Origin of the sequence: Pedobacter borealis DSM 19626 (assembly GCF_000708285.2) — a bacterium.
GTDB classification, from domain to species: domain Bacteria; phylum Bacteroidota; class Bacteroidia; order Sphingobacteriales; family Sphingobacteriaceae; genus Pedobacter; species Pedobacter borealis.
Window position 1 is genome coordinate 1 of the sequence record NZ_JAUG01000066.1, and the last position, 21,004, is coordinate 21,004.

Sequence of the window (21,004 nt, forward strand, 5' to 3'; positions counted from 1 at the left end):
TTCGATTATTAAATCTCATTTTGTGGCGTTTTAATCAAGTTTTCTGTTAAGACGGTCGTCACCCTGAATTTATTTCAGGGTCTTTCACGCTAAAAAGATGCTGAAATAAATTCAGCAGGACGATAAAGCGGGATTAGGCGTAAATAAGATATAATTTTCAGCAAATAATTCCTAGCAGTTTAATTACTGAAATGGAGGAGCTGGAAAAGGTACTTTCACAGCGCGCAGCAACCTTGGGTGTCGAAATTAAACGAGGTTTTGCCGTTACGGGCTTCCATCAAAATAACGAAGGTGTAACTGTAGAGGCGGGTGGGCAATCTTTCGAAAGTAAATGGCTTGTAGGTTGCGATGGCAGCCGGAGCGCAGTACGCAAAACCGGTGGTTTCGAATTTGCCGGAACTGAGCCTGAATTTACGGGTTACTCAGCTAAGGTAGACATCCTCAATCCAGAACTGCTTAAACCAGGTCGAAACGTAACCCCAACAGGGATGTACATGCAATCGCAGCCAGGTTACCTGGCCATACAGGATTTTGATGGTGGTGCATTTCATGATTCGGCAAAGCCAGTTACACGAGAACATCTGCAAGAGGTACTGCGCCATGTTTCAAACACCGATGTTACCATCAGTACGCTCCATATTGCAAGCACCTGGACCGACCGCGCAAGGCAAGCCACAAGCTACCGCAACGGCCGCATATTTTTAGCTGGAGATGCTGCGCACATCCACGCACCTTTAGGTGGCCAGGGGCTTAACCTGGGTTTAGGTGATGCCATGAATCTGGGCTGGAAACTTGCAGCCACCATCCACGGCAAAGCTCCTGAAGGTTTATTGGATAGTTATGGTACAGAACGGCACCCAATTGGTGCGCAAGTACTCAACTGGTCTCGTGCTCAGGCAGCAATTATGAAACCCGAGCCCGATGCACGCGCTTTGCATACTATTGTTACCGACCTCATCAATACCGTTGATGGCGCCACCTATTTTGCGGGCAGGGTTTGGGGTGTTTCTACTCAAATTAATCTTGGTGGAAAGCATCCGCTGGTTGGTTGCAGTGTTCCTAACTTTGAATTTGAAAATGGAACAAAAATTGGCGAACTGATGCATAATGGCCGGGGCATACTGCTCAATTTTGACCATGATACCTCACTGAAAAAGTTGGCTAGTGAATACAACCAGATCGATTATATTTCGACTCACGCGAAAGAACAACTCAATCTTACTGCTGCATTGATCCGCCCCGATGGAATTGTGGCCTGGGCTACTGATAATGTGGTAGAAATTAGCGAAATGCAAAAAGCAATGGCACGGTGGTTTGTATAAAAAATCAGAATTTTGGCTAATGCTAAAAGAGATTGTATCATAAATATAGAATTTGTCATCCTAAGAGATAATTTATTTTATAAAAATGAAGGGAGAATTTAAAAGATAATAAATCCCCTCCAAGTATCGTCATTGCGAGAAGGCTTTTTCAGCCGACGAAGCAATCTTACAACGATCGCTACTAGCGCACGCTTTAAGATTGCTTCGTTCCTCGCAATGACGACCTTTCTTTTGGAACCTGTCAATGATAGGTTGTCGAAGGACCTATGAAATACGCTTCAAGGTGTTTCGACAAACTCTCCGTAGAAGTCCTTGGACAAGATGGCAGCATTTGATGTAAAATCGCCTTTGTGATACAACCTCTTTTCTTTGGCAATATTTCAACAGTCTATTCCATCTTAAGCCAGGTATACCCTTCTGCCTTGATCTTGATTTTAAGTTGAATTTTATGTGATGCATCTACCACATGGCTCGTTTTCTTTCCTGCTTCATCGGTTACGATCACATTACGGCTTATGCCTGCATAATATAAAGGAACAGAAATTACCCTTTCTATATCCTGATCTAAAGGATTATATACCATTAGCAAGCCCTTTGTTTTCAGGCTAGGGTTTACATGTAAAATACCATCCCAATCTCTGCCGTCGGCCCTGCGTAAGTGGATAATGTCGCTATTGAGAATATCGCGGTATTGTTTGTACCAATTGATTACGCCCTTTACAGTTTCTTTGGTCGCTTCGGTATCATATAGGCGGGGACCACGATAACAGGCCTGAACCCCTGCCCCATAATATTGCATCATCAACTGTTTATAATCTTTAAGGTGATCGGCGAGTGGCTCGAGTACAGCTTCTGCCCCTCCTCCCTGATAGGCCGTAAGTGGCACAAAACCCCAGCCCATACTCGGTGTTTTCTCCCAGGTACCATCAAAAATATTCTGTCGGTTCAAAATCATCTGGTTGGCCCTTGGCAACGAAAAATTCACTTCGCGATAGCCAATTGCAATTTTATTGGTGCCATCTAAAAAGTACCAGTCGGGTGCATTGATGTAAACGCCCCGTTCACTTAACCAGTGGTAAAGTTCCTTTTGTATTTCCATCTGTGTCCATTGGCTATCGGCTAGCCCTTTGTGTCCCGGGTGAGTGGTTGAGGCACATACATCGCCAGGGTAAGGCCCGTCGTTTTCCCAGATGTCGAATCCTGTTTTTTGGAAAAAGTATTTGATTTTATCGCGATAACTCAAACCCCATTTACTACCAAAACACGGTGCGTTACCGAAAAAGGCACCTCCTGGTTTTCCAGTCAGCGGACTAATCACATCATCTTCATCACTAATTCTTCTGGAACTAAAAAGCGAATAACCGCCAATCTTTATATTTTTAGCATGGGCATATTCGGTAAGGTTTTTCCACTTCTGGATATTTGATGCGGTAGAATCTTCCATATTCAGGTGGCTTCCAAAACTTAAAATCAGCGCTTCGTATCCGGTTGCCGCACACTGATCAATGGCATTCTTTACCTGTTGATCGTTCTTGCTCACCAGGTGCATAAAGATTGGATTTTGAGTTGTCCACGGTGCAATAACGCGGTACATTTTACGAATGGCCAAACCCCGTCTTTCCCGATCATAACTATCCATTAAAAGCTCGTTGGTGCGGATAGAGCTGAATACCTCGCCTGCAGCCAGTTCAACATTCACGCCCTTATCTGGGTATACCTCCAATAAACAAGGGGTGGTTTTATCGTAATTCACCTGTGAGGTATAAAGGCTATCGGCCTTCCAATGCGTGCTCTGATCACTTAAGCTGTACTTCATGGCATTGTTAAAGGCAAAATTACTTTCGATATAAATACCATGTGGTGTTTTCATTTTATCGGTACCACCCACAACAGCGCTTTCTTCTTCTACTACGCCGAGCACCTCATTTACCACCTGATCAATCTTGATTGCAGCATCCGTTTTATTCTCTACCGTTACCCATTTGGTCATCAATGGAAGTCCATCGTACAGTGCATAATTTACCTTAACCAAAACACCGTTTAGTTTCGCGTCTGAACTTTTATAGGTAAATGTTAATGTTTTGCCTGTTGGATTTTTTGGATTAGCCGTCCACATGGAGCCTGGTTTCCATTTGATAAACTGTGGCAATGCAGTAATTTCATATTCCTGGAACTGAAAATCTCTTGCATTCGCTTTCAAACTGGCCAGTATGCCAATAGTAATGTAGGCATTTTCTTTCTGGCCATATAAACCGCCAATGTTGTGTTTTTTGCCATTAATACTCACCTGGGCCTCAGGTTTAATTGACCTAAGCAACTGCTCGCCAGTACTCAGGTTGCGAAGATCGGTACAAGCCACGTTTGGCGATAAACGAAACACCCGCTTAAGCAGGCCATTGCTTAAAATAATATCCTTTTGATCTGCACTTTTAAAAACAGCCGCAGGGTGGCCTTCTGCATGAACAAGCCAATCTACAGTACTCAAATTATCCTGGGTGCTTTTCCAAACTGGGATCTGCTGGGCTAAGGCTTCGGCAAATCCATAATTTAAAACCATCGCAAACAGCAATACAATTACTTTATAAAGTGGATGGGCATTACCTGCAGGCAATTTGGTTAGTTTTAAGGCGATTGTACTTTTCAGCCCTATTAATTTCAGCATATTCTTTGTTGTCGGTCATGCTAAAATATGGAAATTGCGGAGATTTTACGAACGTTGAATGTTTTATCAATAAATCGACTGAAATCCCAGGTAACATTATAAAAAGGCCAAATAGAATCTTTAGCTAATGTATTAAGCTAAAAATGTGCCCAGAAATTTAATCTGAACACATTAAAGCGTTAAAGCAAAGATAGCAATCGCTTTTTAAGCGTTCAACCCAAAATTCTTGAACTTGTAAAATCTTCATCAGAAAGCGTATTGCCAAAGCAATTTCTCCGCTAAGGGGCAAGCCATATAAATTAGCTGTTTAATTAAATACCCAACATTTTTAAAAATGGATATTACCAAAAGATTTGACCGGATATTACAGATATTTTTTCTATTGCAATCTAAATCTGTAGTCACTACAGCAGAATTACAAGAGCGGTTCGAAATCAGTATAAGAACGATCTACAGGGATTTAAAAGCCCTGGAGATTGCCGGCATTCCGATCGTAAATGAATCAGGATCTGGTTATTCGATTATGGAAGGGTTTAGGCTACAGCCCTCAAGGTTTAGTCAGGAAGAAATTCTCAGCTTAATGGTTGCCGAAAAAGTGATGCAGAAACATGAAACCGAGTTTATTAAAAAACATTTTGAGGTAGCACTTATCAAAATAAAAAGTTCTTTTCAGGTGCATCAAAAAAGAGATTTCCTGCATTTAAAAGACACAATACATCTTAAAAACGATTTTAAATCTAATGATTACCTGCCTAACATTATCGATGTTTTACTCAATAGTACCTTAAAGAAAAAAATAACCCATATAAAGTATCGTCATTTCGACCGTAGTGTTCCAAAGGAACTCCTTTGGAGGAGAAATCTTTAAACTTTTCGGTAACATAGTCCAAAGATCTCTCCGCTCCGCGTTGCTTCGGTCGAGATGACGACCCTTATATTGGAATTTGCCAATCGAGGGCACTGTTTAAATGTATTCCAAGACGTTTCGACTAATTGTCCCGATTCAACCTGACAAACACCAAAGGAAATTACAACTTATCATAAAACCTTTTTATTGTTTAATAACGGTCCCAGAAAAATGGAGGCTCAATGCCTAAGGCCCTTAAATATACAAAACCTTGCCCGCGGTGATGTATTTCGTTATCAATGAAATACAAAAGGTGGCTAATGATCGAAAACTCGTACTGCCCGAATAATTTAATTGTTTCGTGAAGCTGATCTTCAGAGATTTGGTTAAAGTATCCCACAATTTTTGGGGTATCCTCATCCCATTTTGTTAGTAGCTCTTCTTTGTTACTAAACGGAAGATCATGACTAAAGGGAGCTGTTTCTCTAGTGACCATTTCTTTTAAACCAGGAACATTAATCGATAACAACTCTTTAATTAATGAAGAAAAAGGCCTCATTCCACCCACTGAAAATTCGAATAATTCTTTCTCGGGAAATTTTTCAATGGTTTTTCTGGTTAGTTTTCTGTGGCCTAACCAATGCTGTAGTAATTCGCTTTTAGTAATCATAGTTTTCTTCTTTTTTTGCCAGTACAATCCATTGTAAGATGGCTTTCTTAGCAGATTTACTTAGGCCAAGAAAAAAAATCTTTGCGTCTTTACTGTTTTTAAATTCTAAGGCTAAATCTTTAGGTATTTTAAGTGTTTCTACTGCATCCAAAGCGGTCCACGACCCATTTTTTTTGGCCTTTTTAATGGCTTCTAAACCTGCTTTTGCGATAAGTTTTTGTGCCAACAGGCGCTTTACCTTTTCCTTATTGATTTTCGACCAAATGCTATTGGGTTTCCGTTTACAGAAAAACTGCATAAACCTCTCCTTATCTATGGGCTTTTTTATACTGTCTATCCAGCCGAAACAAAGGGCCTCATCTACAGCTTCGCTCCAGGTAATGCTTGGCAAACCAGAACCCTTTTTGCCATAAACAAGCCAAACTGACGATTTAAGCTCATGATGGGCAGCTAACCAATCCCGCCATTCTTTGATGTTGACGGGACAAAAAGTTTCTATATCTTTTACTTTGTTTTCCACTATTTCGCAATTAATAAAATAATTTTCAGGAACAATTGATCCATCAATTATTTTAAACATGCAGCAAATTTAGCAGGCGGAGTGACAACCCTATGGCAGTGGTGATTTTATCTTTTATAAAAACCCTTAGAAAACAATTTTATTCAGTTTGAGCCGTCAGCTCTCCTTCTTTATCTGGTTATAGATTTCAAAGGTATAAACGAAATGAATCTAATCAATATTAAAGAAAAGGCTGGCAATGCAACAGTGAAGACAGTAGAATACTAAGTTTACGATGAAAAGGTAAGCCTTAAGTTCAAGCAACCAATTTGATCTGCGTTTTTAAAATGATGGTGCAACAGGAGTCAGACCTTATAATGATTGATGTACTTAAATATAGGCAATGGTTACAATCACAATCCAGATCAAGCTAAACACGCCTCCAAAATAAAACATTGGCATGTTTTGTTTCAAGTTTTTCTTAATCAAGGAAGCGTAAATGATCCAACCAAAAAAGGCAATAAAATATAGCGGAACCGCAAATAATAACATAAGATTAAAATTGGTAATCAAATATAGCCATTTAATTAATTGAACTCATTAAATTGGCAAAAATAAACGATCTATAGCGAAACCATAACGCCAAAATTCCAACCCAACCAACCTTGTGCATCGTTTTTAAAATGATGGCTCCAGGCAGGCGCCACTTCCTTTTTATAATTTTCGACAGGAGTAGCTTCTCCCTTCACGTAATACGAATACGCGGGTCCTGCAAAAAAAGCAAGCCTCGACAAAACATTAAACTGCAGATTTGCCTGGAGCCTATAGAGGTTGTTTGCTTCTTCAAAATTGCCGAGATATATGGATTGAATGGTTCCTTCGGCGGAGATAGCAAAACGTTTGTTTAATATAAAATCATAACCAAGGCCTAATCCAAAAGTAAATGCCTGGGCAGTATCTGAAAAATTTTTACCCGCAATTAATAAGGTATATAATTTGGCATTTCCGGTTTTAAAGGCGATGTTGGTATTGATTACCTCGTTGTTATATACTGTTATTTTGCGGTAGCCATTATTGGATAGGTTGATCAACCCGATACTGATACCCGATGATGAATCGGCCAGATTTACCACAGCCAGTTGAAAACCGTCCATGTTTTTAGCTTGATTAACCAGTCCGGCAAGCTGCATACCCTTTAAACGGCCTGAGGTTTTATTCAATACACCTGCCAGCTGAACCCCTGTGGTATTTTTACTCACATTAATCAGTCCGGCTACTTGCACTCCTTTAACATCTTTGCCAGCAAGATTGCCCATCCCGGCCAATTGCGCTCCTCTAACCTTACTTTCTACCCTATTTAATAAACCGGCCACCTGCAAACCATCTACATTCATATTTACATCGTTGTAGGCACCCGAAAATTGAGTGCCTTTTACTGATCCGCCAACTACATTGAACAAGCCCGCTACCTGAATCTTTTTTATATCGCCTTTGGTTAAATTAAACGCACCAGCTATTTCAAAGCCATTTGTTCCGGCAGTATAACCACCAAGTACATTTAAAGATGCCTTGTTTACTACACTAGAACTCATGCTGCCATGCGAACTTAAGCCAGGGGTAAACGATGCCTGAAATGGTGTCTGTGCCAAAAAATCAGGAATATTAAGATTCTGGATGCGTTGCTTTGAGGAAAGCAAAAAACGCCATATACCCCGCCCTCCAAATGTGTTGGTAAAAAATGCGCCTTTCTCTTTGTCCGGATCTTCGTATTTCTCAGGTTTTATATTGATGTCAGCCAGGAAAACCAGGGCTGTATCGCGATAGGTTTCTTTACTTGCCGTTAAAATTACGCCATTGTGCTCGCCTCTAATACGCAATGTAAAATAACCATTGTTATCTGTAAGTGCAGCCTGAAGCAGTTTTTTTTCGTAAACACTGGCCTGTTTAACTTTATTGCCTGTTCGGGTATCAACTACATAACCGCTTATTGCATATTCATTGTCGCCGTTGGCAATGTGTTCTGCTTCTATTGTTAAATGATTTACGGCATAGCGAAGAATAATGTATTCGGCATTTTCTTTATAATCTACCTTACCATCAAATAGCTGATCTAAAACCTCGCGCACTGGAACATTTTTAACATTCAGGCTAACCAGGCTATCCTGTCGGAACAGTACACCATTATAAGAAAAATAGAATCCGCCAGCTTTGCTTATCATCTGCAAAACATTGCCAACCCGTTCCTGCTTAACATTTAAGCTTACTCCTTTTGATAAATTCCTTCTATAATCGACTGTGGCAACCTGTGCGCTACAATAGCCCGAAATAAAGAGCAATAAAATAATTAGTCCTGTCTTCATTATTTTTTAGCAGACAACAAAATGGTGTTGCCATTACGGGTCAACTGTAAATTAAAGGTTTGGCAGATAATTTCAAGATTCTGGTTTATCGATCCCATCTTTAAAGTGGTATTGATTGTTAAACCTTTAATCTTTTCATCCAAAGTGATGTTGCTTCCATAAGCCTCATTCAAAGTATTCACCAGCTTGGATAAAGAAATGTTATTCGCCTGAAACAGATTGCTACGGTAGTAATTGTAAAGCTGATCGGTACTTTGTTCTTTTACCAGTTTACGGGTATTGTCATTAATGATAATTTTTTCGCCCTTATAAAGCTTAATCTCATCATTGGCCAGGCGAACCTTCACAATTCCGGTTTCTACGTTAATTTCAGTATCCTTTTTAATATGTTTGATGTTGAACGAGGTACCTACCACTTCTACACTGATCTTTTCGATGTCGATTACAAAAGGATGCGTTTTATCTTTGGCTACATCAAAAAACACGTCACCTTGTTCCAACTTCAGTTTTCTGTTGTTTTTAAAGTTAGTGGCATAGCTTATTTTGGTATTCTTGTTTAAGGTAAGCGCCGATCCGTCAGGTAAGGTTTCGGTACGTACCTGGTAGGTAGCCGTGAGTTCAGTATATTTTCCGGGGCCGTATAAACTATATGCGATCCATCCCCCAACGGCAATAAACAATACCGCAGCCATCCTTAGCCAAACTTTAGCAACATTTAACCGCTTAACGTTGTTACCTTGCTGTTTTAAATCTGCTCTTCTCGCCTTAAAACTTGCCCATGCCTGTTCTTCATCCCTTTTGTTTTCATTTTTTAGGGTGTTGCTTACCTGCCATATGGTTTCTAACTGGGTAAAATGTTTTTTATTGGCTTCAGCAGCGTTTAGCCACTTTTCTACCTTTTCATTTTCTTCTATAGTACTTTCTTTTAGAAGAACCTTTATCAATAATTCATCAGTCATGCGCTTTCTTCTAATTAAAAAAATCGTTGTAATACCATAATCCGAGTAAAATAAACACCAGGAAATCGGCAAGTTTTAGTCTTAAAATCCTTAAAGCCTTTCCCATTTGATTTTCTACCGTTTTGATTGATAGCCCTAAATGATCGGCAATTTCGCGGTATTTCAATTCTTCGAACCTGCTCATTTGAAAAATGGTGCGGCATTGTTCTGGTAAATGGTTCAGGGCATCTCTTAAATGCTGCTGTAGTTCAGTAAATTCGATTTTTGCAGCAGCAGGTTCATGTTCTGTATTCATGGTGTGTACCGTAAATTCCTGGTATTTGCTTTTGGTTTTTTCCTGTTTAATGTAGTTTAAACTATCGTTGTAAACACATTTGTAGAGGTATGCTTTTATAGATTGTATTTTAAGGTTTTCTCTCTTTTCCCAAAACTTTAAGAACATTCCCTGTACAATTTCTTCAGCAACATCTTCATCTTTTAAAATCACCTGAGCATAAGCGTGCAGTGCATTGTAATGCGTTTTGAACAAATGTTCAAATGCGGTATCATCATGGTATTGATGGCTGATTTCGGAAGCTACTACTGTTAATTCCACGGGTTTAATTGTAATCAAATATATATGTTTATTAATTATTGAATCTTGAATGATTTATTGAGTAAGTGTTGGATGTATGCGAAGCTCAATCATTCCCTCATTCAAAACTCACTCAATAAATCATTTAATTATTCAATCATTCATTTTAAAAACTAATGGCCAAACCACCTGTATAACCTAAAAACAGGGCATGTAGGGTATTGTCTTTTCTATCCCAGCTTTTCACATAGTGTTTCTGTAGGGTTTTTCCTTCTTCGGTATTGGTTGATACAAAATTGAACGATGGCCCAGCAAAAATTTCTAAATTCTGACCTATCCTAAGCGAAGGCAGTAACTGAAAGGTAGATTTGAAATAATTGCCACGTTTAAAGTTTTGCAATGAACCCGAGGTAAGTTCTGCATTTAGCCTAAAGTGTTCTGATTGAAAAAAGTGAGCACCTAAACCTGCTTCGAAAGCATAAACTTCATCTTTATTTTTAAAGTTATAACCAGCGCCGATAATACCATATAATACTTTCCCGCCCGATCTGAATGTGGCCATGGTCGTTAAATTCTGGTTGGTAGTTAAAGCAATGCTTTTCTCGCCATTTTTAACAATATTGATAATCCCAATCGGATAATCACTGCTATCGGCCACGTTAATAAAACCAGCAAGCTGAACGCCTTTTACTTTCTTTGCCACATTGATAAAACCTGCAATTTGTGAACCTTTTACATCGGCAGCCTTATTCATAAAACCTGCAACCTGCACGGCAGAAACATTTTTCGAAGTCCAGTTCATAAAACCAGCTACCTGCGCGCCACTGTTTTCTTTTGAGATATTGGCGAAACCTGCAATAGCGGCCCCATTCCCTCCACCATAAGTATTGATAAAACCCGCAAACTGTGCCCCACTTGCTTTGCCACCAATGTGGTTAGAAAAACCTGCGAACTGTGTACCACTAGCATTTTTACGCACGATATTGGAAAGGCCTGCAAATGAGAGCCCTTTTTCTGCTGCCGATACACCAACCAAAACGTTTAAAGAAAATACATTTGTATCTAGTGCGGCATGGGTTCCGTTTGTGCTTACCGGGTATACAAAACCCACATTTACTTTACTTTTTTTGCCTTCTTGTGCAAAACCATTTAAACCTGTGCTTAATAGTATAGCTAAACCTAATGCTTTAACGCCAGATGCTTTTTTGAAGTTAATGCTTGTAGCCAAGCTGTTTTTAATTTTTGTCGAAGTTGTGTTCATTTCTGTCTAATTTTAAAATGAGACAACAAACACGACACTTACCCCTACGTGCGGCAAAAAAATATTTCTTGCCCTCCAATATTATTAAAAGTCTTTTTTTAGCAGCTGAAAATGATAAGTTAAAAGTTCACCAGCATAATATAAACGCCTAAATCAGCTACAATATCGATCTCACCAAACCGCCTTCTACCCTAATTGCAGCCCCATTGGTTCCGGAGGCTAACGGACTTACATAAAAAGTAACCGCATTTGCAATTTCACTCACATCGAGAAAGCGTTGCAGTAAGGAAATGGGCCGCATGTTCTTAAAGAAATCGGCTTCTACCTCAGCAATAGTAATATTTCCTTTTTTGGCTAAATCTTCAATAAAAACACCTACCCCTTTTATTTGGTAGGGCCTGGCAAAATTGAATTGACGGTTACCCCGGTACCTTGGGTTAATTCTGCCAAACCACGGCTAACCGCCAGCTGTGCAGTTTTAGTCATGCCATAGTGGATCATTTCATCCGGGATAAACACTGCCGATTCGCTGGAGATAAAAATAATCCTCCTCCAATTTTTCTTTAACATTTTGGGGAATAGCTGCCGCGATAACCTGATTCCACTCATTACGTTAACTTCGAAAAACCTAAACCAATCGTCATCACTGATCTCTTCAAAAGCTTTAGGTTCAAAAATGCCTGCGTTATTGATCAGAATATCTATCTCCGGAAGTTTATCGATCAGGTCATTTACTTCATCGGCTTTCGAAAAATCAGCAGCTATTCCTGAAATAAATTCGTTCCCAGCAATACCTTGCAATGATCTGACTGCATCATCTACACTGCTTTGCGACCGGCCATTGATAATTACTTTTACACCTTCTTTTAATAAACTTTCGGCAATTGCGAGTCCGATCCCAGCGGTAGAACCGCTTATAAAAGCCGTTTTATGCTTTAACTGTAAATCCATCCTTATTTAAATAATATTTACCATAAAATTTCTATGCTATGTGCATGATATAAATTGAATAATTTTCTGGCTAAAAATTGTCATGGAAATATGCTAAAATTCGATTGTGGGGCTTGGGCAAGCTGGGCATTATTTTAGAACCAGTAGAAGTCCAAAAAGGAAGAGCAGAAAATCTTAAACAAATTTAAATGTTATTTACCTGGTTGCTTTGCAGCCTTAAACTGCGTGGCCAATAATACCCCTCCAAGTGCAGCGGTGAGAAAAATACCTTCAAAAATCAACAATCGTTTTTTCTTTTTAATGCCGCGGTAAAAGGTATGTGCTGCAATAATTCCCAGGCCAACAAAGTCTATGTCTCTTTGTACCCTTTTCGACGAATCTTTACTTTTAATCAGCGCAATGCGCAATAATTTATCAATTAAACTGATGTTTTTAGAAATACCTTTTCTAATCTGTGCTTTACTTGCCGAAGCGCCCAATTTCTTAGCCGCAGTTTGTAATCCTATAGTGGTGATCTCGTTAATCAAATGTGTTTTGGTATCTTTTTTTTCCATATTGCTTCTATTAGGTCCTATTATTTCAAACCGATATAAAGGGATATGGTTTTGATTATTTGAGTATGATGTGGACAGCCATCGTTATTTACGATAGGATAACCAAATCAATATCCTTCATCGCCAGATTCTTCAATAAACCATTAAAAACCGCCGTACGCAGAATGACCTGAAAAATATTAAGATGGGGTTTCCCAATACAAATGGTGGTAACTTCTTTCTCGTTGGCAATATCGATGATGGTTTTGGTTATCGCATTACTCTTTACTTTGATCACTTCGGCTCCAAGCTCGGTAGCCAGTTTAAAATGATTAATCAGATGACGCTGTTTATCGAGTTTAATACGTTCCATGCTTTCACTATCACTCTGCACATACAGTACAATCCATGGCGATCGGTAATAGGAAGCCAGTCTTGCAGTTTTCCTGATCACTACACCTGCAGTTTCGGCATTAGAAGAAATACAGGCTAAAAAACGTTCAGGCCGAAGTTTGATTGATTTTGGAATTTCGGTCTGGATTTTCCGTTCTACCTGATGCACCACCTCTTTTAAGGCCAGTTCGCGCAGTTGAAGAATTTTATCAGACTGAAAAAAATTGCCAAGTGCCCTTTCAATTTTTGATTGATCATAAATTTTACCTTCTTTAAGGCGGGTAACCAATTCGTCAGCGGTAAGGTCGATATTTACGATTTCATCGGCAATTTCCAATATCTTATCTGGGATACGTTCGGTAACCAATATTCCCGTAATCTGCTCAATTTCCTCATTAATGCTTTCCAGGTGTTGGATATTAACAGCCGAGATCACGCTGATCCCTGCTTCTAGCAAGTCGAAAACATCTTGCCAGCGTTTAGTATTTTTGCTGCCCTCGGCATTGGTATGAGCAAGTTCATCAACAATAACAATCTCGGGATGGCGGTTCATAATTCCTTTCAGGTCCATCTCTTCGATTTCTTTGCCACGATAGAAAATTTTCCTTCGCGGAATAATGGGAAGGCCTGCAACAAGGGCTTCTGTTTCTGCTCTTTTGTGGGTTTCAACATAACCGATACAAATATCTACTCCATTCCGCAGCAAGGCATGCGATTCCTGGAGCATACGGTATGTTTTACCTACACCGGCACTCATGCCGATATAAATTTTGAGCTTTCCGCGCCTTGATTTCTTCACCAGATCCAAAAAATGCCTGACCGATTCTTCTTTTTGTTCTTCTTCCATGATCTTTTTACCAGGTAACACTCATTATTCCCTTCTCTATCAATATAGTAACTGTGATAATCATCATAAGGGTAAATAATACCATCATAAATTTAAGTGAAATCTTTCTGGAAATCAGTTTAAAGTATTTTTCAGTAGCATAACTTTTTTTGATAGCAGATGTTCTTTTCCTTTTTAATGAGCTTAATTTTCTCATCATTAACATTCCAAAGAATGCTAAAAACAGACTGAACAAGATTTCTATGTAAGGGTGCATTGTTTTAATATTAAAATTATACCAATCTGTCACGTTGTCCAAAGGACTCCTACGGAGAGCCTGTCGAAACGCTTTACCATACATTTTTGGCTAGTCCTTCGACAAGCTCAGGATGACAAATCTTAAAGGGTAATCGTCATTACCAATTAAGCTGGTAATGACGAATCCTATTAAATTTTAAAAAGAAACCGCTATACTCGCTGTAAGGGTTGCATTGGCATTTACTGCTGCTGCATCCCTCACAAAGATTTTATCCTTGCTATCGTAGGCTTTTCCTTCCAATCTGATTACTGCATTTGCTATAGGCGAATAATCAAGGTTTAACGAGTAACCCTTGGTTTTAAAACCTTCTGGTGTTCCGGTGGCGATAAAGATCCCGTTTTTATCTTCATAATATTCGAACCTTCCGGCAACAGCCCATTTTGGTGTAAATTTATATTGAAGGATTGCCACTGGTGAGATCACCTCGTTTTTATCATCGCTGCCTTTTGCTTTCTGCTGCGTTCCATAGTCAAAACCAACAGTTACACCAAATTTATCGGTAACCTGAAAGATACCATAAACGTTGTGGTAAAACCTGTTTACCCTAACCGAATCAGCGCCCTCTGCTCCAAGGTAATTGCTGTAGTTTACCGTTATCTTAGCCGTAGGTTTCCAGCTCAGCTGTAGTCCGCCCGCAGGTTTATTATTTCCATTCTGGCGGGTAATACGTTGCCATCCGTTCAGGTAAAGTGCTGTTGCTGTAAATTTTCCATCTTTGGTGCCATAGGTAATTTTCGCACCCGACTCGTAATAAGGGGTATTCTCTGAAGAAATATTCCTGGTGAGTACCCAACAGTCTTTCGAAACCGCACCTTCAAAACCAATATGCGAAGAAAATATTCCGGCGTCAATCCAAAGGTTTTCCGACTTCGATAATTTCACGCCAGCATTGGCCTCGAAGATATTTTTTAATACCCCAGGTTCGGCAGCAAGATTGGCATTGGCATAAGTTCCGGCCATGACCGCTAAGTTTGCGCGGATATTTCCGGTATCGTATGCCGCTTTAATAAATCCAAGGTTCAGGTTTACCTCGTTTGCACGGTTATGCGAATAAATAAAACCTGGGCGGTTATGGTCGGCTGGTTTGTTAAAATCGTATCCATAATAGGCTTCAAGATAACCTGTTACTTTAATTTTGGGTTCTTCCTGTGCTTTTGCAAAAAATGTGATGGTAAGTGTAGCGGCAAGTAATAATAATTTTTTCATCTGTATTTCTATTTATTTGATCTGATTGTTTTTAGTGGGGTATCATTGTGTCGTCATTCCCGCGCAGGCGGGAATCTTAATACACGATACATTAGCATTAAGATTCCCAATCGAGTTGGGAATGACGATCCTCCGCAACCTGTCTCCGTTGTTATCTATCCCTTAAGTTTTGGCAAATGCTTTCGGACAGACAACAAACGGCCATTTAAAGCTCATCAAGGGCAAGGTTTAGTTTCAACACATTTACCGATGATGGCCCGAACATTCCCATAAAGGGCTTAAGGGTATTCATGGCAACAAGCTCTTTCACCTTTTTCTCATCTAGATTTCTGGCTTTTGCAACCCTCTGGATCTGAATAGCGGCACCTTGCTCAGAAATATTGGGATCAAGTCCACTTCCTGATGCAGTAACCATATCGGCAGGGATATCAGATTTTTTGATACCCGGGTTGTATTTCAATAAGGTATCGATACGCGACTGCACTTCTTTTAAATAATCGGGGTTAGATGGACCTTTGTTAGAGCCTGCAGAACCCGCTGCGTTGTAAGCAACTGCCGATGGTCTTCCCCAGAAATATTGCGGTTTGGTAAAAGATTGGCCTAATAGCGCATAACCAACTGTTTTACCATTTTTGGTGATTTTTTCTCCTCCACCGTTCCCTTTAGACATTTTGCCAATAAAGGCCACAGTAATTGGATATACTACGCATAACAGTACCAATAGCACTAGGGTTAAGCGGATAGATTGAATGATGTACTTTTTCATTTTTATATTCTTTTAATTTTTTATTCGATTCGTCATTCCCAACTTGATTGGGAATCTTAATGCAATAGATTTAAGATTCCCGCCTACGCGGGAATGACGAATACTTTACACAAATAGACCGACCAATAAATCGATTATTTTAATCCCTATAAATGGAGCTACTACACCACCAATACCATATATAAATAGGTTTCTGCGCAATAAGGCAGTTGCGCCGATAGGTTTATAGGCCACTCCTTTTAATGCCAAGGGAATCAGGATTGGAATAATGATGGCGTTAAAAATCACAGCCGACATGATTGCCGATTCTGGTGAGTGCAGCCCCATAATGTTCAGGCTTTGCAAGGCAGGGATTGAAGCGATAAACAATGCCGGAACGATGGCGAAATACTTGGCCACATCATTCGCAATAGAGAAAGTGGTTAGTGTACCACGTGTAATCAGTAATTGTTTACCGATTTCTACGATCTCGATCAGTTTAGTAGGGTCGTTATCCAAATCGACCATATTACCTGCCTCTTTTGCAGCCTGTGTTCCACTGTTCATGGCTACACCAACATCTGCCTGTGCTAAGGCAGGAGCATCATTGGTCCCGTCCCCCATCATGGCTACCAGTTTACCTAGGGTCTGTTCGTCTTTGATGTAATTCATTTTATCCTCAGGTTTGGCCTCAGCAATAAAATCATCAACACCAGCTTTCTCTGCGATATATTTAGCTGTTAATGGATTATCACCTGTAACCATCACGGTTTTCACACCCATTTTCCTTAAACGTTCGAAACGTTCGCTGATCCCGGGCTTAATAATATCCTGAAGTTCGATTACGCCAAGGGCTTTTTCATTTTCAGACACCACAAGTGGCGTTCCTCCATTGGTAGCAATGGCCTTCACATGATTTTCGATATCGGAAGGAAAAATATTTCCGGCTTTTTCGACAATATTCCTGATCGAATCGAAAGCTCCTTTTCTAATTCTTCTTCCGTCAAGGGTATCTAATCCACTTGAGCGGGTTTCGGCGGTAAATTTGATAAACGTAGATCCCTGAGGTGTTCCGGCAGATTTGAAACCCTGCTCAGCAGCAAGCTCGATGATTGATTTTCCTTCTGGGGTTTCATCAGCCAAAGAACTCAGTACGCAGGCATCAGTAAAAGCTTTAATGTTTACACCTGCAGTTGGATAAAAATTGGTCGCTTTACGGTTACCAATAGTGATTGTTCCAGTTTTATCTAAAAGCAATACATCAATATCACCCGCAGTTTCTACCGCTTTACCCGATTTGGTAATTACGTTGGCTCTTAATGCCCTGTCCATTCCGGCAATACCAATGGCAGATAAAAGTCCGCCTATAGTGGTTGGGATCAGACATACAAACAGCGAGATCAATGCAGCAATGGTAATCGGCGTATTGGCGTAATCAGCAAAAGGTTTCAGTGTTACACATACAATGATAAATACCAAAGTAAAACTGGCCAGTAAAATGGTTAAAGCAATTTCGTTTGGTGTTTTCTGACGCGATGCACCTTCAACCAAGGCGATCATCTTATCTAAGAAGCTTTCGCCTGGGGCAGTACTTACCTGAACTTTAATCTCATCAGATAATACTTTTGTACCACCTGTTACCGAAGATTTATCACCACCTGATTCGCGTATTACAGGAGCAGATTCTCCGGTAATGGCCGATTCGTCGATAGTGGCAATACCTTCAATAATCTCTCCATCTGTTGGAATGGTATCGCCAGTTTCGCAAATAAACACATCGCCTTTTTTTAACTGGTTGGATGAGCGGATCTCGATGGTTCCATTCGCCAAAAGCACTTTGGCAGGTGTTTCTTCCCTTGTTTTACGAAGGCTGTCGGCCTGCGCTTTACCTCTTGCCTCTGCAATGGCTTCGGCGAAGTTTGCAAACAGAACGGTAAGCAATAAAACTAAAAAGATGAAGAAATTGTATAAAGGCGATCCCTGTCCACTATGGCTAAAAGAGTATACAGTAACATAAGCCATTACCAATGTTCCTATTTCCACAGTAAACATGACCGGGTTACGGACCATTACCCTTGGATCAAGCTTGATGAAAGATTGTTTTAGTGCGGTCTGCACCAAGGCAGGTTCGAACAATTTATTATTGGGTTTCATTTTTTTATTTATTATGTGATTTCACAGATTTAATTGATTTCACAGATTTATGGTGTAGTTTGTCATCCTGAGCTTGTCGAAGGACTTTTAATGATTGTATTTCGACAGGCTCAATGTGACAACTCTCATTTATTTAAGCATGGTAAAATATTCTGCCAAAGGGCCTAGTGCCAAGGCAGGGAAATAAGATAATGCGTTCAGTACCAGAATAACTGCAAAAGTCATCAGGGCAAAGGTTTTGGTATCTGTTTTAAGTGTACCTGCAGATTCAGGGATGAATTTTTTAGCGCCTAATAATCCAGCGATGGCAACAGGTCCGATAATCGGTAAGAAGCGGCCTAAGAAAATCACAATACCAGTAGATAGATTCCAAAAGATATTGTTATCGCCAAGTCCTTCAAACCCTGAGCCGTTGTTGGCGTTGGATGAAGTCATTTCGTATAACATTTCTGAGAATCCATGGAAACCAGGGTTATTGAGCCAGTTTTTAGGCTGAACAGCCCATGCAGCATCGCCATGACTGGTAAAAATATAACTTGCGATGGCAGTTCCGGCAAGGATCAAAAACGGGCTTAACAAAGTGATAATGGCCGCAATCTTGATCTCCCTGGCTTCTACCTTATGTCCAAGAAACTCTGGCGTTCTGCCCACCATCAAGCCTGAAATAAAGACGGCAACAATGAGGTAAATGAAGTAATTCAATAAACCTACGCCGCAGCCTCCGTAGAATGAGTTGATCATCATTCCAAGTAATTGCCATGTACCTGACATCGGCATGGTACTATCGTGCATGCTGTTTACCGATCCGGTAGAAATAATTGTAGTTACAGTTGCCCAGTAAGCGGAGGCAGCCGGGCCAAAACGAACCTCTTTACCTTCCATTGCGCCTGTTGTTTGTGAGATACCCATTTTAGCTAATGCCGGATTACCGCCCAACTCCGAGCTAAGCATCGGTAAAAGCAACATAAACAGACCGATGGTCATAACCCCAAAGATGGTCCATGCAAGTTTTTTCCTGCGGATGAAATAACCAAATGCAATTACCATTGCAATAGGAATAATTACCTGCGCAATTAGCTCAACCATATTGGTAAAGTAACTTGGGTTTTCAAATGGATGTGCCGAATTGGCTCCAAAATAACCTCCGCCATTTGTGCCTAAATGTTTAATGGCAATCATTTGAGCAGCTGGCCCTCTCGAAACATGTACGGTATCGCCTTGAAGCGAGATAAATTGATCTTTACCTTCATAGCTTGCTGGGGTACCGCTAAAGGTTAAGATTATTGCCATCACAAAAGATAATGGCAATAATAAACGGGTAATTGATTTAACAAAGAATTCCCAGAAATTACCGAGCTCAGTTGTTGTTTTATCTCTAAAAGCTTTGAAAAGGACTACTGCAGCGGCTATACCTGTTGCAGCGCTTACAAACTGAAGAAACATGAGCACATATTGCTGGGTAAGGTAACTTACGCCACTTTCGCCCGAATAATGCTGCAGGTTACAGTTGGCAACAAAGCTGATAATGGTATTAAAAGCCAGATCTGGTGTCATCCCAGGGTTTCCATCCGGATTGAATGGGAGTTTATCCTGAAAGATAAGTACAAAAAAACCGTAAAATAACCATAATATATTAATGGTAAGCAGTGCTTTTAGCTGCTGTTTCCAGTTCATCTGTTCTTTAATATTGATTCCAGAAAGCTTGTAAATACCAGTTTCCAATGGTTTTAAAAAATCTGTCCAGACTTTTTCTCCTGCAAAAACCTTAGCCAGGTATTTACCCAATGGTATTGCGATGACCAGGGTGAGCAGGAATGTGGCGATAATGCCTGTTAATTCAGTGTTCATTTTTTGATTTGTTAATTATCCTCTGTAGAGGAGAAAGGATTAAAATTTTTCAGGTTTGATCAGCACGTAGATCATATAGATAAATACGGCGATGGCGATAATGAATAATGCGATCATAATGTTAGATTTTTTCGAACCAGTCGATTGATTTGTAAGTAGCCCAGCAGAGCAGAATTAGGATTAAAAAAAATAGTATTGTCATGATTGTAATGATTTTGTATGCCATTAGCCAACTCTTGTACCACAAAAGAAAAACCACACATATAGAACTGATTTAAAGCTACTTACGATTAAATACATTTTACAAATAAAAATTAGACATAAAAAAACCCTTCCATTTTGGAAAGGTTTTTTTCATTTGGGAAGACGATGATATTGTTGTCATTCTGAGCGCAATGAAGAACTCGAAGGCTCTGCGAAGCAAATCTTTTAATGATTGCTCTGTTCAATCCCTTGTTACGTCCTGCTGAACTAACTCTTGTCTTAGTCTCTCGATAAAACCCCACAATTTAATTCCAAGTTCTCCGAGTCTCCGTGGCAAAAACTATGCCTTAGCGAGGCGCTAAAGACTAGGAAAGAGGATGACGATCGTCTTAGTGATTCCTAATCTCTCGTCTTAGCATCTCGCTAAGACCTCACAATTTAATTCCGTGTTTTCTGAGTCTCCGGGGCAATTCCACTTTCCAATGGACTGATTGCACAGTACGAAAAACATTGCTCATTAGTCACCATCAGAAAGAATAAACATATTGTCTCTCCTGTTGATAGTAATGCAGCACTTTACTTTGTAAAAAGTGGCATTGTTCGTGGTTTCATAAAAGACGGTGCCAAAGATATCACCACCTGGTTTTGCTTTGGGAACAATATCGTAGGGG

20 protein-coding genes are annotated in these 21,004 nt (G+C 39.9%); 2 read left to right on the top strand and 18 right to left on the bottom strand.

Translation table 11 applies throughout. The features are described 5' to 3' along the window. Nucleotides 1–191: 191 nt before the first annotated feature. The gene (locus tag AW17_RS16450) at nt 192–1,322 is read left to right on the top strand and encodes an FAD-dependent monooxygenase (protein WP_083488739.1); all 1,131 of its coding nucleotides are present in this window, start codon (nt 192–194) and stop codon (nt 1,320–1,322) included. Nucleotides 1,323–1,710: 388 nt separating this feature from the next. Here AW17_RS16450 and AW17_RS16455 read toward each other — a convergent pair whose 3' ends face one another. Next, nucleotides 1,711–3,984, bottom strand: coding sequence for an alpha-galactosidase (locus tag AW17_RS16455; protein ID WP_209444274.1), 2,274 nt, complete (start codon nt 3,982–3,984; stop codon nt 1,711–1,713). Nucleotides 3,985–4,318: 334 nt separating this feature from the next. On the opposite strand from AW17_RS16455, the gene AW17_RS16460 reads away from it, so the two are divergent. Beyond that, entirely contained in the window at nt 4,319–4,852 is a 534-nt protein-coding gene (locus tag AW17_RS16460) for a helix-turn-helix transcriptional regulator (protein ID WP_051691897.1), read from the top strand. A gap of 190 nt (nt 4,853–5,042) precedes the next feature. Here AW17_RS16460 and AW17_RS16465 read toward each other — a convergent pair whose 3' ends face one another. The 17 genes from AW17_RS16465 to AW17_RS23765 all read right to left on the bottom strand — a co-directional run bounded on the left by AW17_RS16465 (nt 5,043) and on the right by AW17_RS23765 (nt 20,246). Then, complete coding sequence (locus tag AW17_RS16465; RefSeq protein ID WP_029278271.1) at nt 5,043–5,501, bottom strand: DinB family protein; 459 nt, start codon at nt 5,499–5,501, stop codon at nt 5,043–5,045. Next, nucleotides 5,491–6,081 carry a YdeI/OmpD-associated family protein gene (locus tag AW17_RS16470; protein ID WP_083488740.1) on the bottom strand — a complete coding sequence of 197 codons (591 nt, stop codon included), beginning with the start codon at nt 6,079–6,081 and terminating at the stop codon, nt 5,491–5,493. The genes AW17_RS16465 and AW17_RS16470 overlap by 11 nt, the downstream gene beginning before the upstream one ends. A 309-nt stretch (nt 6,082–6,390) precedes the next feature. Continuing rightward, on the bottom strand, nt 6,391–6,552 hold the full coding sequence (locus tag AW17_RS24260; protein WP_157280335.1) for a hypothetical protein: 162 nt from the start codon (nt 6,550–6,552) through the stop codon (nt 6,391–6,393). A 71-nt stretch (nt 6,553–6,623) separates the two neighbouring features. Further along, nucleotides 6,624–8,360 (bottom strand): STN and carboxypeptidase regulatory-like domain-containing protein, encoded by a 1,737-nt coding sequence (locus AW17_RS16475; RefSeq protein WP_029278274.1) that lies wholly within the window; start codon nt 8,358–8,360, stop codon nt 6,624–6,626. Beyond that, on the bottom strand, nt 8,360–9,319 hold the full coding sequence (locus tag AW17_RS16480) for a FecR family protein (protein ID WP_029278276.1): 960 nt from the start codon (nt 9,317–9,319) through the stop codon (nt 8,360–8,362). The genes AW17_RS16475 and AW17_RS16480 overlap by 1 nt, the downstream gene beginning before the upstream one ends. Nucleotides 9,320–9,329: 10 nt before the next feature. Continuing rightward, nucleotides 9,330–9,932 carry an RNA polymerase sigma-70 factor gene (locus AW17_RS16485; RefSeq protein ID WP_245235087.1) on the bottom strand — a complete coding sequence of 201 codons (603 nt, stop codon included), beginning with the start codon at nt 9,930–9,932 and terminating at the stop codon, nt 9,330–9,332. Nucleotides 9,933–10,059: 127 nt separating this feature from the next. Beyond that, nucleotides 10,060–11,154, bottom strand: a complete 1,095-nt coding sequence (locus AW17_RS16490; protein ID WP_157280336.1) for a hypothetical protein — start codon at nt 11,152–11,154, stop codon at nt 10,060–10,062. 157 nt (nt 11,155–11,311) lie between these two features. Next, a complete protein-coding gene (locus AW17_RS24980; protein ID WP_245235088.1) occupies nt 11,312–11,455 on the bottom strand; it encodes a hypothetical protein in 144 nt (47 codons plus the stop codon). An 83-nt stretch (nt 11,456–11,538) separates the two neighbouring features. After that, nucleotides 11,539–12,105, bottom strand: coding sequence for an SDR family NAD(P)-dependent oxidoreductase (locus AW17_RS16495; protein ID WP_245235089.1), 567 nt, complete (start codon nt 12,103–12,105; stop codon nt 11,539–11,541). 191 nt (nt 12,106–12,296) lie between these two features. Continuing rightward, the gene (locus AW17_RS16500; protein ID WP_029278280.1) at nt 12,297–12,659 is read right to left on the bottom strand and encodes a hypothetical protein; all 363 of its coding nucleotides are present in this window, start codon (nt 12,657–12,659) and stop codon (nt 12,297–12,299) included. 88 nt (nt 12,660–12,747) lie between these two features. After that, entirely contained in the window at nt 12,748–13,878 is a 1,131-nt protein-coding gene (locus AW17_RS16505) for a histidine kinase (RefSeq protein WP_029278282.1), read from the bottom strand. Between the two features lie 7 nt (nt 13,879–13,885). Continuing rightward, entirely contained in the window at nt 13,886–14,134 is a 249-nt protein-coding gene (locus tag AW17_RS16510) for a hypothetical protein (protein ID WP_157280337.1), read from the bottom strand. Between the two features lie 177 nt (nt 14,135–14,311). Continuing rightward, a complete protein-coding gene (locus tag AW17_RS16515) occupies nt 14,312–15,382 on the bottom strand; it encodes a porin (protein WP_029278287.1) in 1,071 nt (356 codons plus the stop codon). A 205-nt stretch (nt 15,383–15,587) separates the two neighbouring features. After that, a complete protein-coding gene (locus AW17_RS16520; protein ID WP_029278289.1) occupies nt 15,588–16,148 on the bottom strand; it encodes a K(+)-transporting ATPase subunit C in 561 nt (186 codons plus the stop codon). A 105-nt stretch (nt 16,149–16,253) separates the two neighbouring features. After that, on the bottom strand, nt 16,254–18,281 hold the full coding sequence (gene kdpB / locus AW17_RS16525; protein WP_029278290.1) for a potassium-transporting ATPase subunit KdpB: 2,028 nt from the start codon (nt 18,279–18,281) through the stop codon (nt 16,254–16,256). 129 nt (nt 18,282–18,410) lie between these two features. Further along, nucleotides 18,411–20,129 (bottom strand): potassium-transporting ATPase subunit KdpA, encoded by a 1,719-nt coding sequence (kdpA, locus tag AW17_RS16530; RefSeq protein ID WP_029278291.1) that lies wholly within the window; start codon nt 20,127–20,129, stop codon nt 18,411–18,413. 39 nt (nt 20,130–20,168) lie between these two features. Next, nucleotides 20,169–20,246, bottom strand: a complete 78-nt coding sequence (locus AW17_RS23765) for a potassium-transporting ATPase subunit F (protein ID WP_082035969.1) — start codon at nt 20,244–20,246, stop codon at nt 20,169–20,171. Nucleotides 20,247–21,004: the final 758 nt, after the last annotated feature.

Excerpts from the sequence above, each read along its gene's own strand:
- AW17_RS16450 (WP_083488739.1), top strand. The coding sequence starts at position 192 with ATGGAGGAGCTGGAAAAGGTACTTTCACAGCGCGCAGCAACCTTGGGT.
- AW17_RS16455 (WP_209444274.1), bottom strand. The coding sequence starts at position 3,984 with ATGCTGAAATTAATAGGGCTGAAAAGTACAATCGCCTTAAAACTAACC.
- AW17_RS16460 (WP_051691897.1), top strand. The coding sequence starts at position 4,319 with ATGGATATTACCAAAAGATTTGACCGGATATTACAGATATTTTTTCTA.
- AW17_RS16465 (WP_029278271.1), bottom strand. The coding sequence starts at position 5,501 with ATGATTACTAAAAGCGAATTACTACAGCATTGGTTAGGCCACAGAAAA.
- AW17_RS16470 (WP_083488740.1), bottom strand. The coding sequence starts at position 6,081 with ATGTTTAAAATAATTGATGGATCAATTGTTCCTGAAAATTATTTTATT.
- AW17_RS24260 (WP_157280335.1), bottom strand. The coding sequence starts at position 6,552 with ATGTTATTATTTGCGGTTCCGCTATATTTTATTGCCTTTTTTGGTTGG.
- AW17_RS16475 (WP_029278274.1), bottom strand. The coding sequence starts at position 8,360 with ATGAAGACAGGACTAATTATTTTATTGCTCTTTATTTCGGGCTATTGT.
- AW17_RS16480 (WP_029278276.1), bottom strand. The coding sequence starts at position 9,319 with ATGACTGATGAATTATTGATAAAGGTTCTTCTAAAAGAAAGTACTATA.
- AW17_RS16490 (WP_157280336.1), bottom strand. The coding sequence starts at position 11,154 with ATGAACACAACTTCGACAAAAATTAAAAACAGCTTGGCTACAAGCATT.
- AW17_RS24980 (WP_245235088.1), bottom strand. The coding sequence starts at position 11,455 with ATGCGGCCCATTTCCTTACTGCAACGCTTTCTCGATGTGAGTGAAATT.
- AW17_RS16495 (WP_245235089.1), bottom strand. The coding sequence starts at position 12,105 with ATGGATTTACAGTTAAAGCATAAAACGGCTTTTATAAGCGGTTCTACC.
- AW17_RS16500 (WP_029278280.1), bottom strand. The coding sequence starts at position 12,659 with ATGGAAAAAAAAGATACCAAAACACATTTGATTAACGAGATCACCACT.
- AW17_RS16505 (WP_029278282.1), bottom strand. The coding sequence starts at position 13,878 with ATGGAAGAAGAACAAAAAGAAGAATCGGTCAGGCATTTTTTGGATCTG.
- AW17_RS16510 (WP_157280337.1), bottom strand. The coding sequence starts at position 14,134 with ATGCACCCTTACATAGAAATCTTGTTCAGTCTGTTTTTAGCATTCTTT.
- AW17_RS16515 (WP_029278287.1), bottom strand. The coding sequence starts at position 15,382 with ATGAAAAAATTATTATTACTTGCCGCTACACTTACCATCACATTTTTT.
- AW17_RS16520 (WP_029278289.1), bottom strand. The coding sequence starts at position 16,148 with ATGAAAAAGTACATCATTCAATCTATCCGCTTAACCCTAGTGCTATTG.
- kdpB (WP_029278290.1), bottom strand. The coding sequence starts at position 18,281 with ATGAAACCCAATAATAAATTGTTCGAACCTGCCTTGGTGCAGACCGCA.
- kdpA (WP_029278291.1), bottom strand. The coding sequence starts at position 20,129 with ATGAACACTGAATTAACAGGCATTATCGCCACATTCCTGCTCACCCTG.
- AW17_RS23765 (WP_082035969.1), bottom strand. The coding sequence starts at position 20,246 with ATGATCGCATTATTCATTATCGCCATCGCCGTATTTATCTATATGATC.